This is a genomic window from Vibrio sp. Vb0598, assembly GCF_033338935.1.
Taxonomy (GTDB): Bacteria; Pseudomonadota; Gammaproteobacteria; order Enterobacterales; family Vibrionaceae; genus Vibrio; species Vibrio alginolyticus.
In genome coordinates, this window is sequence record NZ_JAWOTP010000021.1 from 38,115 (window position 1) to 54,914 (window position 16,800).

Annotated in this window: 17 protein-coding genes; 11 read left to right on the forward strand and 6 right to left on the reverse strand. The window is 46.7% G+C overall.

The window, feature by feature from the left end:
- Positions 1-3 precede the first annotated feature (3 nt).
- The 9 genes from atpB to glmU all read left to right on the forward strand — a co-directional run bounded on the left by atpB (position 4) and on the right by glmU (position 8,078).
- Entirely contained in the window at positions 4-816 is an 813-nt protein-coding gene (gene atpB, locus R7Q38_RS18535; protein ID WP_005378922.1) for a F0F1 ATP synthase subunit A, read from the forward strand.
- A gap of 57 nt (positions 817-873) precedes the next feature.
- Positions 874-1,128 carry a F0F1 ATP synthase subunit C gene (atpE, locus tag R7Q38_RS18540; protein WP_002540812.1) on the forward strand — a complete coding sequence of 85 codons (255 nt, stop codon included), beginning with the start codon at positions 874-876 and terminating at the stop codon, positions 1,126-1,128.
- Positions 1,129-1,202: 74 nt separating this feature from the next.
- Complete coding sequence (atpF, locus tag R7Q38_RS18545; RefSeq protein WP_005378929.1) at positions 1,203-1,673, forward strand: F0F1 ATP synthase subunit B; 471 nt, start codon at positions 1,203-1,205, stop codon at positions 1,671-1,673.
- 14 nt (positions 1,674-1,687) lie between these two features.
- Positions 1,688-2,221 carry a F0F1 ATP synthase subunit delta gene (gene atpH, locus R7Q38_RS18550; RefSeq protein WP_017635596.1) on the forward strand — a complete coding sequence of 178 codons (534 nt, stop codon included), beginning with the start codon at positions 1,688-1,690 and terminating at the stop codon, positions 2,219-2,221.
- A 13-nt stretch (positions 2,222-2,234) separates the two neighbouring features.
- Positions 2,235-3,776, forward strand: a complete 1,542-nt coding sequence (atpA, locus tag R7Q38_RS18555; protein ID WP_005378931.1) for a F0F1 ATP synthase subunit alpha — start codon at positions 2,235-2,237, stop codon at positions 3,774-3,776.
- Positions 3,777-3,820: 44 nt separating this feature from the next.
- Complete coding sequence (atpG, locus tag R7Q38_RS18560) at positions 3,821-4,687, forward strand: F0F1 ATP synthase subunit gamma (protein ID WP_005378932.1); 867 nt, start codon at positions 3,821-3,823, stop codon at positions 4,685-4,687.
- A gap of 35 nt (positions 4,688-4,722) precedes the next feature.
- Entirely contained in the window at positions 4,723-6,126 is a 1,404-nt protein-coding gene (atpD, locus tag R7Q38_RS18565) for a F0F1 ATP synthase subunit beta (RefSeq protein WP_005383849.1), read from the forward strand.
- 18 nt (positions 6,127-6,144) lie between these two features.
- A complete protein-coding gene (locus R7Q38_RS18570) occupies positions 6,145-6,567 on the forward strand; it encodes a F0F1 ATP synthase subunit epsilon (RefSeq protein WP_005378937.1) in 423 nt (140 codons plus the stop codon).
- Positions 6,568-6,716: 149 nt separating this feature from the next.
- The gene (gene glmU, locus R7Q38_RS18575) at positions 6,717-8,078 is read left to right on the forward strand and encodes a bifunctional UDP-N-acetylglucosamine diphosphorylase/glucosamine-1-phosphate N-acetyltransferase GlmU (RefSeq protein WP_047102566.1); all 1,362 of its coding nucleotides are present in this window, start codon (positions 6,717-6,719) and stop codon (positions 8,076-8,078) included.
- Positions 8,079-8,158: 80 nt separating this feature from the next.
- Here the strand turns inward: glmU and R7Q38_RS18580 are convergent, their stop codons facing one another.
- Positions 8,159-8,899: an amino acid ABC transporter permease gene (locus R7Q38_RS18580; RefSeq protein ID WP_213969042.1), complete on the reverse strand. Its 741-nt coding sequence runs from the start codon at positions 8,897-8,899 to the stop codon at positions 8,159-8,161.
- Between the two features lie 115 nt (positions 8,900-9,014).
- On the opposite strand from R7Q38_RS18580, the gene R7Q38_RS18585 reads away from it, so the two are divergent.
- Positions 9,015-9,791 (forward strand): transporter substrate-binding domain-containing protein, encoded by a 777-nt coding sequence (locus R7Q38_RS18585; RefSeq protein WP_239938713.1) that lies wholly within the window; start codon positions 9,015-9,017, stop codon positions 9,789-9,791.
- Between the two features lie 44 nt (positions 9,792-9,835).
- Here the strand turns inward: R7Q38_RS18585 and punC are convergent, their stop codons facing one another.
- Positions 9,836-11,041, reverse strand: a complete 1,206-nt coding sequence (punC, locus tag R7Q38_RS18590; protein WP_005378946.1) for a purine nucleoside transporter PunC — start codon at positions 11,039-11,041, stop codon at positions 9,836-9,838.
- Between the two features lie 152 nt (positions 11,042-11,193).
- Between punC and punR the strand changes: the two genes are divergently transcribed.
- Complete coding sequence (punR, locus tag R7Q38_RS18595) at positions 11,194-12,096, forward strand: DNA-binding transcriptional activator PunR (protein WP_005378948.1); 903 nt, start codon at positions 11,194-11,196, stop codon at positions 12,094-12,096.
- Between the two features lie 54 nt (positions 12,097-12,150).
- Here the strand turns inward: punR and ilvA are convergent, their stop codons facing one another.
- The 4 genes from ilvA to ilvM are packed head-to-tail and all read right to left on the reverse strand — an operon-like array spanning position 12,151 to position 16,791.
- Complete coding sequence (ilvA, locus tag R7Q38_RS18600; RefSeq protein ID WP_239938711.1) at positions 12,151-13,698, reverse strand: threonine ammonia-lyase, biosynthetic; 1,548 nt, start codon at positions 13,696-13,698, stop codon at positions 12,151-12,153.
- Positions 13,699-13,700: 2 nt separating this feature from the next.
- Positions 13,701-15,542 carry a dihydroxy-acid dehydratase gene (ilvD, locus tag R7Q38_RS18605; RefSeq protein ID WP_005383859.1) on the reverse strand — a complete coding sequence of 614 codons (1,842 nt, stop codon included), beginning with the start codon at positions 15,540-15,542 and terminating at the stop codon, positions 13,701-13,703.
- 13 nt (positions 15,543-15,555) lie between these two features.
- Complete coding sequence (ilvE, locus tag R7Q38_RS18610) at positions 15,556-16,494, reverse strand: branched-chain-amino-acid transaminase (RefSeq protein WP_005378953.1); 939 nt, start codon at positions 16,492-16,494, stop codon at positions 15,556-15,558.
- A 12-nt stretch (positions 16,495-16,506) separates the two neighbouring features.
- Positions 16,507-16,791: an acetolactate synthase 2 small subunit gene (gene ilvM / locus R7Q38_RS18615; RefSeq protein WP_005378958.1), complete on the reverse strand. Its 285-nt coding sequence runs from the start codon at positions 16,789-16,791 to the stop codon at positions 16,507-16,509.
- Positions 16,792-16,800: the final 9 nt, after the last annotated feature.

The following is a 16,800-nucleotide window of genomic DNA, read 5'->3' on the forward strand; positions in this document are numbered from 1 at the left end:
GTTATGGCTGCGCCAGGTGAAGCGCTAACATCGTCCGGTTACATTGCCCACCACCTTTCTAACCTATCGCTATACAAGTTGGGTTTAGTAGGGTCGGAGACAAGTTTCTGGAACGTACATATCGATAGCCTGTTTTTTTCTTGGTTTACTGGTTTAATCTTCCTAGGAATTTTTTACAAAGTAGCAAAGAGAACAACAGCGGGTGTACCGGGTAAGCTTCAGTGTGCTGTAGAAATGATCGTTGAATTTGTCGCCGATAACGTCAAAGACACGTTCCATGGACGCAACCCACTGATCGCGCCTTTAGCACTGACTATCTTTTGTTGGGTATTTTTGATGAACGTGATGGACTTAGTTCCTATCGACTTCTTACCATACCCAGCAGAGCATTGGCTAGGTATTCCTTACCTTAAGGTTGTACCGTCTGCTGATGTGAATATCACCATGGCTATGGCTCTAGGCGTTTTTGCATTGATGATTTACTACAGCATCAAAGTAAAAGGTCTAGGTGGATTCGCAAAAGAACTTGCACTACATCCATTCAATCACCCACTGATGATTCCGTTTAACCTACTAATTGAAGTGGTATCGCTATTAGCGAAACCTCTATCACTTGGTATGCGTCTATTCGGTAACATGTTCGCGGGTGAGGTTGTATTCATTCTTTGTGCGGCAATGCTACCATGGTACTTACAATGGATGGGTTCACTACCGTGGGCAATCTTCCATATCTTGGTTATTACGATTCAAGCCTTCGTATTCATGATGTTGACAATTGTTTACCTGTCAATGGCACACGAAGATCCTGATCATTAATTTTTTTAAAGCTTTTTATTTGGGCACTAAGCCAACAACTATAAATTGGAGATAGTAATGGAAACTTTACTGAGCTTTTCTGCAATCGCCGTAGGTATTATCGTCGGTCTTGCTTCTCTTGGTACAGCGATTGGTTTCGCACTGCTAGGTGGTAAATTCCTAGAAGGTGCTGCACGTCAACCAGAAATGGCTCCTATGCTACAAGTTAAGATGTTCATCATCGCGGGTCTACTTGATGCGGTTCCAATGATCGGTATCGTAATCGCGCTACTATTCACTTTCGCAAACCCATTCGTTGGTCAACTAGGTTAATCACCTTTAACTCGGGACGGGCGATTATCGCTTGTCACTGATTAACACTAAGTCCAAATAGAGGGGTAGCTGTTGTGAACATAAACGCAACTCTGCTAGGTCAAGCAATCTCGTTCGCACTATTTGTGTGGTTCTGCATGAAGTATGTATGGCCACCATTGATGCAAGCGATCGAAGAGCGTCAGAAGAAAATTGCTGATGGTCTTCAAGCAGCAGAACGTGCTGCGAAAGACTTGGATCTAGCACAAGCCAACGCTTCTGATCAATTGAAAGAAGCGAAGCGCACAGCAACTGAGATCATCGAACAAGCGAACAAACGTAAGTCTCAAATTCTTGATGAAGCTCGCGAGGAAGCTCAGGCAGAACGCCAGAAAATCCTAGCGCAAGCAGAAGCAGAACTTGAAGCTGAACGCAATCGTGCACGCGATGAGCTGCGCAAACAAGTTGCTACTCTGGCTGTAGCTGGTGCTGAGAAAATCCTTGAGCGTTCTATCGATAAAGATGCGCAAAAAGATATTCTCGACAACATTACTGCAAAACTTTAAGTCTGGGGGCGCATATGTCTGATTTGACTACTATCGCACGCCCCTATGCTAAAGCAGCCTTCGACTTTGCTTTAGAGAAAGACCAGTTGGACCAATGGGGCCAAATGTTATCTTTTGCTGCTGAAGTGGCCAAAAACGAACAAATGAACGAACTACTAACGGGTTCGGTTTCTGCTGACAAAATGGCAGAAATTTTTGTTGCAGTTTGCGGCGAACAAGTTGATGCGCACGGTCAAAACCTTTTGAAGGTAATGGCTGAGAATGGTCGTTTAGCGGCCCTTCCTGATGTTTGCACGGAGTTTTTTACTCTGAAAAAAGAACATGAGAAAGAAATTGATGTTGAAGTAATTTCAGCAACAGAGCTTTCTGATGAACAACTTGCAAACATTGGCAGCAAACTTGAAAAGCGTCTTGAACGCAAAGTGAAGCTGAATTGCAGTGTAGATGAGACCCTACTTGGTGGGGTTATTATTCGAGCCGGAGACCTAGTCATCGATGACTCAGCGCGTGGTCGTTTGAACCGCCTGAGCGATGCATTGCAGTCTTAATGGGGATTGGAGCATGCAACTTAATTCCACGGAAATTAGCGATCTGATCAAACAACGTATCGAATCTTTCGAAGTTGTTAGTGAAGCTCGCAACGAGGGTACTATCGTATCGGTAAGCGATGGTATCATCCGCATCCACGGCCTAGCGGACGTGATGCAAGGTGAAATGATTGAATTACCGGGTGGCCGTTATGCACTGGCACTTAACCTTGAGCGTGACTCGGTTGGTGCGGTTGTAATGGGCCCATATGCTGACCTTAAGGAAGGCATGAAAGTTACAGGTACTGGCCGCATTCTTGAAGTGCCAGTTGGTCCAGAACTACTAGGCCGCGTAGTAAACACGCTGGGTGAGCCTATCGATGGTAAAGGTCCAATCGAAGCGAAAATGACTTCGCCTGTAGAAGTGATCGCACCAGGTGTAATCGACCGTAAATCGGTAGACCAACCTGTGCAAACTGGTTATAAGTCAGTTGACTCAATGATCCCAATCGGTCGTGGTCAGCGTGAGCTTATCATCGGTGACCGTCAGATTGGTAAAACAGCACTGGCGATCGACGCGATCATCAACCAGAAAGACTCTGGTATTTTCTCTATCTACGTAGCAATCGGTCAGAAAGCATCGACTATCGCTAACGTTGTTCGCAAACTAGAAGAGCACGGCGCACTACAAAATACTATCGTTGTAGTTGCATCAGCTTCTGAATCTGCAGCGCTTCAATACCTAGCGCCTTACGCAGGTTGTGCGATGGGTGAATACTTCCGCGATCGCGGTGAAGACGCACTGATTGTTTACGATGATCTATCTAAGCAAGCGGTAGCTTACCGTCAGATCTCTCTACTACTTAAACGTCCACCAGGCCGTGAGGCATTCCCAGGTGACGTATTCTACTTACACTCGCGTCTACTAGAGCGTGCAGCTCGTGTAAACGAAGAGTACGTAGAGCGTTTCACTAACGGTGAAGTGAAAGGTAAGACTGGTTCTTTGACTGCTCTTCCTATCATCGAAACTCAAGCAGGTGACGTTTCAGCATTCGTACCGACTAACGTAATCTCGATTACCGATGGTCAGATCTTCCTACAAACTGAGCTATTCAACGCTGGTGTTCGTCCTGCTGTTGACCCTGGTATCTCAGTATCTCGTGTAGGTGGTTCAGCTCAGACGAAAATCATCAAGAAACTATCAGGTGGTATCCGTACAGCACTAGCTGCATACCGTGAACTAGCGGCATTTGCTCAGTTCTCTTCTGACCTTGATGACGCAACGAAGAAACAGCTAGACCATGGTCAAAAAGTTACAGAACTAATGAAGCAGAAGCAGTACGCTCCAATGTCTGTATTTGACCAAGCTCTAACTATCTTCGCGGCAGAGCGCGGTTACCTTGATGATGTAGAACTTAACAAAGTTCTAGATTTCGAGGCGGCTCTACTATCGTACGCTCGCGGTCAATACGCTGAACTAGCAGCTGAGATCGACAAGTCTGGCGCTTACAACGATGAAATCGAAGCTCAGTTGAAGAAACTGACTGACGACTTCAAAGCAACCCAAACTTGGTAATTAGGTCGGTGGCAGTTTCTGCCACCAACTAACGGAGAGTAACGATGGCCGGCGCAAAAGAGATACGTAATAAAATCGGTAGTGTTAAAAGCACTCAGAAAATTACGAAAGCGATGGAAATGGTAGCAGCTTCAAAAATGCGTCGTTCTCAAGATGCAATGGAAGCTTCTCGTCCATACGCTGAAACAATGCGTAAAGTGATCGGTCATGTGGCTAACGCAAACCTAGAGTACCGTCATCCGTACCTAGAAGAGCGTGAAGCTAAACGTGTTGGTTACATCATCGTTTCGACAGACCGTGGTCTGTGTGGTGGTTTGAACATTAACGTGTTCAAAAAAGCCGTTACAGACATGCAAGCATGGAGAGAGAAAGGTGCTGAGATTGAGCTAGCCGTTGTTGGCTCAAAAGCAACAGCTTTCTTTAAACATGGTGGCGCAAAAGTTGCGGCACAGGTTTCTGGTCTTGGAGATAATCCAAGCCTACAAGACCTAATCGGCTCTGTTGGCGTAATGCTGAAGAAATACGATGAAGGTGAACTGGACCGTCTATATGTAGTATTCAACAAGTTTGTAAATACTATGGTTCAGCAACCAACGATCGATCAATTGCTACCTTTGCCTAAATCGGACAGCGAAGAGATGCAGCGTGAGCATTCATGGGACTACATCTATGAGCCTGAACCAAAACCTCTACTGGATACGCTATTAGTGCGTTACGTAGAGTCTCAGGTATACCAAGGTGTGGTTGAGAACCTTGCTTGTGAGCAAGCGGCTCGAATGATTGCGATGAAGGCTGCAACGGATAACGCAACCAGTTTGATTGACGATTTGGAACTTGTGTACAACAAAGCCCGTCAGGCTGCGATTACACAAGAACTATCAGAAATCGTTGGTGGTGCAGCTGCGGTTTAAGCTTAGGTAAAACGAAATAGTTTAGAGGATTAACGATGGCTACAGGTAAGATCGTACAGATCATCGGTGCGGTAGTCGACGTAGAGTTCCCACAGAGCAATGTACCTAGTGTATATGACGCTCTAAACGTAACGGACTCAAAAGAGCGTCTAGTTCTTGAAGTTCAACAACAGCTAGGCGGTGGCGTAGTTCGTTGTATCGTAATGGGTAGCTCTGATGGTTTACGTCGTGGAGTTGAAGTGGTTAACACTGGCGCTCCAATTTCAGTACCAGTAGGTACTAAAACTCTAGGTCGTATCATGAACGTCCTAGGTGACGCGATTGACGAGCGTGGTGAAGTGGGTGCGGAAGAGGTTTACTCTATCCACCGTAGTGCACCAAGCTACGAAGAGCAATCAAACGAAATTGCACTTCTAGAAACGGGCGTTAAAGTAATCGACCTAATTTGTCCATTCGCTAAGGGTGGTAAAATCGGTCTATTCGGTGGTGCAGGTGTAGGTAAGACCGTTAACATGATGGAACTTATCAACAACATCGCACTACAGCACTCAGGTCTATCAGTATTTGCTGGTGTTGGTGAGCGTACTCGTGAAGGTAACGATTTCTACTACGAGATGCAGGAAGCGGGCGTTGTAAACGTTGAGAAGCCTGAAGAATCAAAAGTAGCGATGGTTTACGGTCAGATGAACGAGCCACCAGGTAACCGTCTACGTGTTGCACTGACTGGTCTAACAATGGCAGAGCGTTTCCGTGACGAAGGTCGTGACGTACTACTGTTCATTGATAACATCTACCGTTACACACTTGCAGGTACAGAGGTATCAGCACTACTAGGTCGTATGCCTTCTGCGGTAGGTTACCAGCCAACTCTTGCAGAAGAGATGGGTGTACTTCAGGAGCGTATCACGTCAACGAAATCAGGTTCTATCACGTCTGTACAGGCGGTATACGTACCAGCGGATGACTTGACTGACCCGTCTCCAGCAACAACGTTCGCGCACTTGGATGCAACGGTTGTACTTAACCGTAACATCGCTGCAATGGGTCTATACCCTGCGATCGACCCGCTAGATTCAACATCTCGTATGCTTGATCCACTAGTCGTTGGTCAAGATCACTACGAAGTTGCTCGTGGTGTTCAGCAGACTCTTCAGCGCTACAAAGAGCTGAAAGATATCATTGCTATCCTAGGTATGGACGAGCTATCTGAAGAAGATAAGCAAGTTGTATCTCGTGCACGTAAGATTGAGCGTTTCCTAACTCAGCCTTACCACGTAGCAGAAGTATTTACAGGTGACCCTGGTATTTACGTACCTCTAAAAGAGACTCTACGTGGCTTTAAAGGTCTACTAGCTGGTGAATACGACGACATTCCTGAGCAGGCATTTATGTACTGCGGTAGCATCGACGATGCTATTGAGAATGCGAAGAAGCTATAAGGCTAACTAGGAGGCGATATGGCAGCAATAACCTTTCACCTAGACGTAGTAAGCGCTGAGAAGAAAATCTTCTCTGGTCGTGTTGAAACGTTTCAGGTGACCGGTAGCGAAGGTGAACTTGGTATTTTCCATGGTCACACACCGCTGCTGACCGCTATCAAGCCTGGTATGGTGCGTATTGTGAAACAGCACGGCCACGAAGAAATTATTTATGTTTCTGGTGGTATGGTAGAGATTCAGCCTGGTACAGCGACTGTACTAGCTGATACAGCTATCCGTGGTGAAGAGCTAGACGCAGCGAAGGCAGAAGAAGCCAAACGCCGAGCTGAGGAGCAAATCCAGAATCAGCATGGTGACATGGACTTCGCACAAGCGGCCAGTGAACTGGCTAAAGCCATTGCTCAGCTACGAGTTATCGAGCTGACAAAAAAGCGTCGCTAAGCTCAATTAGCAACGTTGCATGAAAAAAGGCGGCCAATTGGTCGCCTTTTTGATTAATTTTAGTTGGAAATTTACCTTACTCCATTAACTAATCCTTCCAAGGTGTTTAAAATAACGCCCAATTAAAATAGAACGTCAATAGGTTATTAATGAAATTCAGTGCTGTGATCCTTGCTGCGGGTAAAGGTACCCGTATGCATTCGAACATGCCTAAGGTGCTACACACTTTGGCAGGTAAGCCAATGGCAAAACATGTGATTGATACATGTACAGGTCTAGGTGCACAAAATATCCACTTGGTCTTTGGCCACGGTGGTGATCAAATGCAAACCACTCTTGCAGAAGAGCCTGTAAATTGGGTGCTTCAAGCGGAGCAGTTAGGGACAGGTCATGCGGTTGATCAAGCGTCTCCGAAGTTTGAAGACGATGAAAAAGTACTGGTGCTTTACGGTGATGTTCCACTGATTTCAGCTGAAACGATTGAAAACCTATTAGATGCACAGCCAACAGGCGGTATTGCACTACTAACAGTGATTCTAGATAACCCGACAGGCTACGGTCGTATTATCCGTAAGAATGGTCCTGTTGTGGCGATCGTTGAGCAAAAAGATGCAACAGAAGAACAAAAACAAATTAAAGAGATCAACACTGGCGTGATGGTTGCGACTGGTGGGGATCTTAAGCGTTGGTTGTCTGGCTTAAACAACAACAACGCACAAGGCGAATACTACCTAACTGACGTTATTGCAGCTGCACACGATGAAGGTCGTGCCGTTGAGGCTGTACACCCAGTCAATGCCATTGAGGTGGAAGGGGTCAATGACCGCGCACAGCTTGCTCGTCTAGAGCGTGCTTTCCAGTCAATGCAAGCTCAGAAGCTACTAGAGCAAGGTGTCATGCTACGCGATCCAGCACGCTTTGATTTGCGTGGTGAGTTACAGTGCGGTATGGACTGTGAAATCGACGTGAATGTTATCGTCGAAGGTAAAGTTTCACTCGGTGATAACGTGGTTATCGGTGCGGGTTGTGTACTGAAAGATTGTGAAATCGACGACAACACCATCGTTCGCCCTTACAGTGTGATTGAAGGTGCAACGGTTGGTGAAGAATGTACCGTTGGTCCATTTACTCGCCTTCGTCCTGGTGCTGAAATGCGTAACGATTCCCATGTGGGTAACTTCGTTGAAGTGAAAAATGCGCGCATCGGAGAAGGTTCAAAAGCGAACCACCTAACTTACTTAGGTGATGCAGAGATCGGTCAACGTACTAACATCGGTGCAGGTACTATCACTTGTAACTACGATGGTGCGAACAAGTTTAAAACCATCATCGGTAATGATGTTTTTGTTGGTTCTGATAGCCAGCTGGTGGCGCCTGTCACTATCGCTGATGGCGCAACCATCGGTGCAGGCACGACACTAACAAAAGATGTTGAAGAAGGTGAGTTAGTAATTACTCGCGTCAAAGAGCGCAAAATTACTGGCTGGCAGCGTCCTGTAAAACAGAAATAAGCATTACCTACACTCTGTCTCTATATTGTCAAAGCCGCTCAACAAGAGCGGCTTTGTTGTTTCTAGCTAAGGCTTCATCGCTAGTAGCTAGGAATGGCAATACGTTTTTCGAGCCAACGAACGGCTTGAGATACAAATAGGATGAGCAACAAGTACTCCAAAACGAGGAAGGTATAAATTTCTAGGGGTAAGTACTCATTCACCACCAGCTCATTAGCACGGCGAGTGAGATCGCTTAAACCAATCACACTGACTAAAGAACTCATCTTGAGGATGTAGACGAATTGATTGCCCAGTGGTGGGAGAATTTGCCGAAACGCTTGGGGAAGAATTACCAAGCGCATCTTTTGCCAATAGCTTAAGCCCAAAGATTCAGCCGCTTCATGCTGGCCACGGCTGATAGCTTGTATTCCACCGCGAAACACCTCCGCCATAAACGCACTCTCAGCAATGGTCAGTGCAATAACACCCGCCCAAAAGTGATTGAGTGAGACATCCAACAGCGTTGGCATGCCGTAATACACCCAAAGTAGTAAGACTAAAACAGGCACTGAACGGACTACCTCGACATAAATACGGTTTATCCACTTCAGAGAGGCAGAGTCCGACAGAGCGGGTAACGCAACGATCAGGCCCAAGCTCATCGCAAATAACATACTGAGGAGTGATACCTGAATGGTGTCATTAAACCCAGCGATTAAAAACTTTAGATTGGTGAGCCCTTGATCCGTCGAAGGGTCAAGTACATACCAGCCCCATTGATAATCTGAACAACCAGTGAGTAATAGCAGTGAAAACAGCCATAGAGTTCGAAACGTCACATTTACTCCCTGAATTAACTAAAAAACTTCCTTTGTTGCTGCTATGTTATCAGTAGAGCTCTAATAAAGGTTAATTATTAAACCGTATAAGGTCATTATTTTTAAGGGAATAAAAATGAGAAAGATTTTACTAGTGCTAGGAATGTGTTTGCTTGCTGCGACTCGAGTCGCTTACGCTGAAAGCCGTCTTCAATCCATTTTAGACAATGGCGTACTCCGAGTTGGAACGACGGGAGATTGGAATCCGATGACGATGAAAGACCCCGCGACAAACAGTTATCGTGGCTTCGATATCGATGTAACAACAGAACTTGCTAAAGATCTCGGTGTAAAAGTAGAGTATGTAGCCACGGATTGGAAGACGCTAGTTAATGGCATTACCGCCAACAAATACGATATTACTGGCAGCGCATCTCTGAACATGTCGCGCGCGAAAGTAGCTGGATACAGCCAGCCGTATTTCTACCTTGCCTTTGTACCTGTGGTGCAAAAGAAAGATCTCGCCAAATTCTCTGATTGGGCAGATTTTAATAAACCAGAAGTAAAAGTCGCGGCGACGTTAGGTACGGTACAAGAAAAAATGGTGAAAGAGTTCTTCCCGTCTGCTCAGCATATTGTTATTGAAGCGCCAGCGCGCGACTTCCAAGAACTACTAGCTCGCAGGGCCGATGTATCGGTGACGTCCAATGTGGAAGCAGCGACGTTGGTGGATAAGTTTAAACAGTTGGCGATAGTGCCAGTGACCGCACCGCGTAAACCAACCCCAATTGCTATGTTGTTGCCGCAAGACGATCAAGTATGGATTAATTACATCAATCACTGGGTAGAGTTGAAAAAGACTCAAGGCTTTTTTAAGCAGACTGCCAAGAAATGGGGGTTGAAAAGCTTATAAACAGAAAGAGCCGCATTGCGCGGCTCTTTTTATTATCAGAACGATTAAAGTTCGTCTTCACTCACGACTCGGGCGTTGTCAGGAGTCGTAAAGTGCTTGGATAATTCGCGATTCGACAGAATGTATCCCATCCACAGCCCACCCATACAGATGATGATTGCGATGCCAGTAACCATCTGAGCTTGGCTTGCCATTGCGGCTACCAATGCACTTGAGAAGCTACTTACACAGATTTGCAGGCTGTTTTGCAGACCTGCTGCTGTTGCAGGGCTCTGTTGTGCGCTGGCCAGTGCACGGTTTACCACGATTGGGTACAGTGCGCCGTTAGCAACGGCAATCAAACAGAATGGCGCAAGAATAGGCCAAATCGATGACAGCTCCCACTGTGAAGCAATGAAAATCATTAATGCCGCGACACTAAATAGGCCAATCAGTTGGCGCAGAACCTTTTCATCACCAAATTTTCGAACGCCTACTTTACCTAAGTAGCCACCAGCCATAAACGCGATGGTTTGTGGGATAAAGCTCAAACCAATATCTTTTGCTTCGTAGCCCAGTTGCGCCATGATTTCTGGCATCCCAGTTAGGTAAGCAAAGAATGCAGCTGAAGCCGTCGCAAACATAAACACGTTGCCAAGGTATTTTTTAGAACTCAGCAGCGCTTTGATGTCGGCAGACATACTGGTTTGTTTGATTTCTGCTTTCTCGTCTTTTTGTGCCATGGTCGCAAAGACCAAAAAGACACCAACCAGTGTTAGCGTAATAAAGATACTGTGCCAGCCGAAGTTATCTGCCAACACAACCCCTAATTGAGGTGCTAGTGCTGGTGATAGCGCGACGAGTGGCATTATTGTCGCAAAAATTTGTTGGCTACTGCTTGAGTAGCGCTTAATGACCATAGCCTGCCAGATCACGGCTGGTGCACACACACCGATAGCTTGGATAAAGCGCAGTGTGAGTAGTTGCCATACTTGATCACAGAAAGCCAAACCGAATGACGCGATAGTAAATAGCACCAACCCGGCTGCGAGTGTATTACGATGGCCAAATTTATCGGATGCCAATCCCCACATTAGTTGGCCAATCGCCATACCAACGAGGAATACCGTTAAAGAGAGCGCAATTTGCTCAGGGCCTGTTGCAAAGTCGATTTCCATCGCTTTGAATGCTGGCAGATACATATCGGTAGCAACGAAGCCAAGCATCGATAATGCTGCCAGATAAATGAGCTGTAGTTTTGAGATTTTCATGATTCAACCAGTCAAATTATTTAATCATTTTTTAATCAACATCAGTTGGCGCCAACCCTGATTTATTTACCTTATTATTCTATTTTTCGATTTTGAGAAAATAAAACGCTAAAATTGTTGGTTATCAATCAAATTTTTTGAAAGGTTAAATCATGTTCTCTAAAGCGTCTTTGGAAATGCTGGATACGGTTGCCCGTTTAGGCAGTTTCACCGCTGCGGCTGAGGTATTGCATAAAGTCCCCTCAGCCATCAGCTATGGAGTAAGGCAGGTCGAGCAAGATTTAGATGTGGTGCTGTTTCGACGTTTACCAAGGAAAGTCGAGCTAACTCCAGCGGGTGAACTTTTTATGGCCGAGGCGCGCTCTTTGCTGCGTCAAATGGAAGAGGTGAAAGCACAAACGCGGCGAGCGGCTCAAGGATGGAAAAGCACGTTAAAGCTGACCTTAGATAACGTGGTGAAGTTAGAAAAACTCAAACCTTTGGTGGAAGATTTTTATCGCGAGTTTGAATTTGCTGAATTGCAGATCAATATGGAGGTCTTCAATGGTTCTTGGGAAGCCATAGCACAAGGTCGAGCCGACATTGTCGTTGGCGCGACATCTGCGGTTCCCGTTGGGGGAGATTTTGAAGTCAAAGATATGGGCGTATTAGATTGGGCATTTGTAATGTCACCCGCTCATCCTTGCGTTCGACAACAAGTGCTTACTGAAGCATTTGTGAGTCAATTTCCGGCGATCTGTCTTGATGATACTTCGAACGTGCTGCCAAAACGCCATACTGGCCATTATCCGCAACAGCGCCGATTATTATTGCCCAATTGGTATAGTGCGATTGAATGTTTAAAAAATGGGGTGGGCGTGGGTTACATGCCACGTCATATTGCAACACCCTTAATCAATGATGGTGTGCTGGTGGAGAAGGTCATGCCGGATGATAAACCGCTCAGTCACTGCTGCTTAGTATGGCGCAAAGATGATAATCATAAATTGATCCAGTGGATGGTGGACTATCTTGGGTCGCCTAATCAGCTACATAAAGATTGGTTACAGTCATAAAAAACACCTCGCTAATGCGAGGTGTTGTCTTTGATATATTTGAAATGTGGCGTTTTATGACAAGAAAAACTTATACGATGGGTTGTCTGTCTCATCTTTGCATTGATAGCCAAGTTCACGTAAATGTGCAGAAAACTGAGCTAAATCGCTTTCATCTAACTCGAAACCACATAAAACACGTCCGTAGTCAGCGCCGTGGTTACGGTAGTTGAACAAGCTGATATTCCAATGAGTACCGAGTGTGCTTAAGAAGTTGAGTAGCGCTCCCGGATATTCTGGGAATTCAAAGCTGTATAGGCGCTCTTTAAGCGGCTTAGACGGCTTACCACCAATCATGTAGCGCACGTGCAGCTTCGCCATTTCATCATCAGACAAATCAACCACTGGGTAGCCACCATCACGTAAGTCGTGAATGATATGTTCTAGCTCTTCCTGACCGCCTTGCAAACGCACACCGACAAAGATATTTGCCAATGCGTCATCGTTGTAGCGGTAGTTAAACTCCGTTACGGCGCGGCCGCCAATGAGGTTACAGAACTCAAAGAAGGCACCTTGACGCTCAGGAATGGTGACGGCAAGCAAACCTTCACGTTTCTCACCAAGCTCGCAACGCTCAGAAACATAACGTAAGCCATGGAAGTTAGTGTTGGCACCAGACAGCACAGTACCTAAATTCTTACCTTGCAGTTTGTTTTGCTCAGCAAACTTCTTCAAACCCGCCAGAGCAAGCGCGCCAGAAGGCTCTGCAATCGCACGGGTGTCTTCAAAGATGTCTTTTACTGCTGCGCAGATTTCATCGCTAGAGACTGCAATATGGCCATCAATGTACTTTTGGCATAGACGAAACGTCTCTTCACCAATGCGTTTTACTGCAACGCCATCGGCAAACATGCTGACCTGGTCTAATACTACTGGTTCACCTGCATCCAAAGCAGCTTTGAGGCATGACGAATCTTCTGGCTCAACTGCAATCACTTTGATTTCTGGCATGAGCTGCTTCACAAGTACCGCAACACCCGCAGCCAAACCGCCACCACCGACAGGGACGAAAATGTAATCAAGGTGACCATTTTGCTGCAGCATTTCCATGCCTATGGTGCCTTGACCTGCAATCACCAGTGGGTGATCGAAAGGAGGGACAAATGTGTACCCATGCAGATCAGAAAGGCGTTCCGCTTCCGCTTTTGCCTCATCGAAGTTGCTGCCGTGCAGCACTACATTGCCACCGAAGCCACGTACCGCATCGACTTTGATGTCTGGTGTGGTTTTAGGCATCACGATGGTGGTTTTGATGCCTAGCTTAGTACCAGAGAGCGCCATGCCTTGAGCGTGGTTACCTGCCGATGCTGCAATGACACCAGCGGCTTTTTGTGCTTCAGATAAACTCGCCACCATGTTGTATGCACCGCGCAATTTGAACGAGTGTACGGGTTGGCGATCTTCACGCTTGATCTGCACGTTATTCCCGATACGTGCAGATAAACGAGGCATTTCTTGCAGTGGCGTCACTGTTGCTACTTCATAAACAGGTGCGCGAAGGATTTGGCGCAGATAATCTGCGCCAGTTTGGTTCACTTGTTTTTCGGGTTGAGCTTCCATCATTGCTAGCCCTCTAGCTTCGACTTGTCTCGTACTGCACCCTTGTCAGCACTGGTTGCCATACTCGCGTACGCTTTGAGTGCAAATGAAACTTCACGTTGGCGGTCAACTGGTTTCCAGCCTAGTTCGTCTTGTTTTGCACGGCGCTCAGCAAGTTCTTGTTCAGACACTTGGAGTGAAATTGAACGGTTTGGAATATCAATTGCAATCATATCGCCTTCTTTTACCAGGCCAATTGCACCGCCGTTTGCTGCTTCAGGAGAGGCGTGGCCGATAGAAAGACCTGATGTGCCGCCAGAGAAACGGCCGTCAGTCAGAAGTGCACACTCTTTGCCAAGGCCCATCGATTTTAGATAAGTGGTTGGGTAAAGCATTTCTTGCATGCCCGGACCACCTTTAGGGCCTTCGTAACGGATAACAACCACGTCGCCAGCTTTTACTTTGCCGCCTAAGATGCCTTCTACGGCGTCTTCTTGGCTTTCGAAAACTACGGCTGGGCCAGTGAATTTATGAATGCTCTCATCCACACCAGCAGTCTTAACGATACAACCATCTAATGCGATGTTGCCTGATAGAACGGCTAGGCCACCTTCTTGGCTAAAGGCATGATCGATAGTACGAATACAGCCTTCCGCACGGTCGTCATCAAGGCGATCCCAGCGGCAATCTTGTGAGAACGCTTGAGTAGTACGAATTCCCGCAGGACCTGCGCGGTAGAACTTAAGTACTTCTTCGTCTTCAGTTTGGATGATGTCGTATTTCGCCAGCTGCTCTTTCATCGAAAGGCCAAGCACGGTGCGCGCATCATTGTGTAGAAGACCTGCACGATCTAACTCACCAAGAATTGCCATGACGCCACCAGCGCGGTGTACATCTTCCATGTGATATTTCTGGGTAGATGGTGCCACTTTACATAGGTGTGGTACTTGGCGTGATAGGCGATCGATATCTTCCATATCGAAATCCACTTCACCTTCTTGCGCTGCAGCCAACAGGTGCAAAATGGTGTTGGTTGAGCCACCCATTGCAATATCCAGTGCCATCGCATTTTCGAACGCATCAAACGTAGCGATGTTGCGTGGCAGTGCTGATTCGTCATCTTGCTCGTAGTAACGACGAGTCAGTTCAACGATGCGACGACCTGCATTAAGGAACAGTTGTTCACGGTCAGCGTGCGTTGCCAGCATAGAACCGTTACCTGGTTGAGAAAGACCCAGTGCTTCCGTTAGACAGTTCATTGAGTTTGCAGTGAACATGCCTGAACACGATCCACACGTTGGACATGCGCTGCGTTCGATCTGCTCGCTTTGCTCATCAGACACTTTTGGATCCGCGCCTTGGATCATCGCATCTACAAGGTCTAGTTTGATGATCTGATCAGAAAGCTTGGTTTTACCCGCTTCCATTGGACCACCAGAAACAAAGATAACCGGGATGTTGAGACGCATAGATGCCATCAACATTCCCGGAGTGATTTTGTCACAGTTAGAGATACATACCATGGCATCGGCACAGTGCGCGTTGACCATGTACTCCACAGAGTCTGCGATCAGTTCGCGTGAAGGCAGTGAGTACAGCATGCCGCCGTGACCCATTGCGATACCATCATCAACCGCGATGGTGTTGAATTCTTTCGCAATACCGCCAGCTTTTTCGATTTCGCGTGCTACAAGCTGACCCATGTCTTTCAGGTGTACGTGACCCGGAACAAATTGAGTAAACGAGTTTACAACGGCGATGATTGGTTTACCGAAGTCTTCTTCTTTCACACCCGTTGCACGCCACAGTGCTCGTGCACCCGCCATGTTACGACCATGTGTGGTGGTAGCTGATCTATATTTTGGCATTTCCTAATCCTTCTTACTTCTGTTCTGGGTACACATAGTCTAACCAGCCCCACTTATCTTCCGTGGTGCCGTCAAATAGGCCAAAGTAGGCTGCTTGTAGTTCTTTAGTGATAGGGCCGCGCTTACCAGTGCCCACTTCAATCTTGTCGATGGTTGCCACTGGTACAATCTCAGCCGCAGTACCTGTCATGAAGACTTCATCGGCAAGGTAAAGGGCTTCACGAGCAATGTTCGCTTCACGTACTTCGTAGCCTTTATCGCGTGCAATTGTCATGATCGAGTCACGAGTGATGCCCGGTAGAATCGCGCTAGTTGCTGGTGGTGTGGTGATTACGCCATCTTTGATAACGAAGATGTTTTCACCAGCCCCTTCCGATAGGTAACCATCTACGCTTAGCGCAATACCTTCGTCGTAACCGTGACGACGCGCTTCACCACCAACCAGTAGTGAAGATAGGTAGTTACCGCCTGCTTTAGCCGCAGTTGGGATGGTGTTTGGCGCAGCGCGGTTCCAGCTTGAAATCATCGCGTCGACACCTTTTTCTAGCGCTTCTTCGCCTAAGTAAGAGCCCCAAGGAAATGCTGCAATGATTAGATCCATCTCAGTGCCAACTGGTGGACATACGCCTAAGCCAACATTACCGACAAAACCCAATGGACGAATGTAAGCGCTGTCGAGTTTGTTTTGGCGCAGCGTTTCGCGGGTCGCTTCCATGATTTCTTCTACAGAGAAAGGGATCGGAAAGCGGTAAATCTTGGCAGAATCTTTTAGACGTTGTGCATGCTCACGGTGACGGAAGACAATTGGGCCTTTTGGTGTGTTGTAACAGCGCACGCCTTCAAACACGGATGTACCATAGTGCATTGCGTGAGTCAGAACGTGAACGTTCGCCTCTGCCCATGGAACCATCTCACCATTAAACCAAATGAAATCTGCAGTTTTCGTTGCCATTTGTTGCCTTCCTTATGCACTTACGTGTTGTTGTAAGTTGTGATTTGGCAGTTCATCGTTGCGGATTTTTAGCACCTCAACCTTACGAACGTCCCACAACTTCTCTATTTGATTGATCAAAAACGAGATTGGTCGATCGCTGTCGACGATGATCTCGACGCTGGCTACTTTGCTTTCGTGGTTTTGCGTAGCAGCGACTTGTTTGATCACGAAGCCTCGGTGACGAATCACACGTAGAACGCGCTCCAACAGTACCGGTTTGTCATCGGCTTTGATGTCGAGTAAATATCTGTCCATGCGATTGTC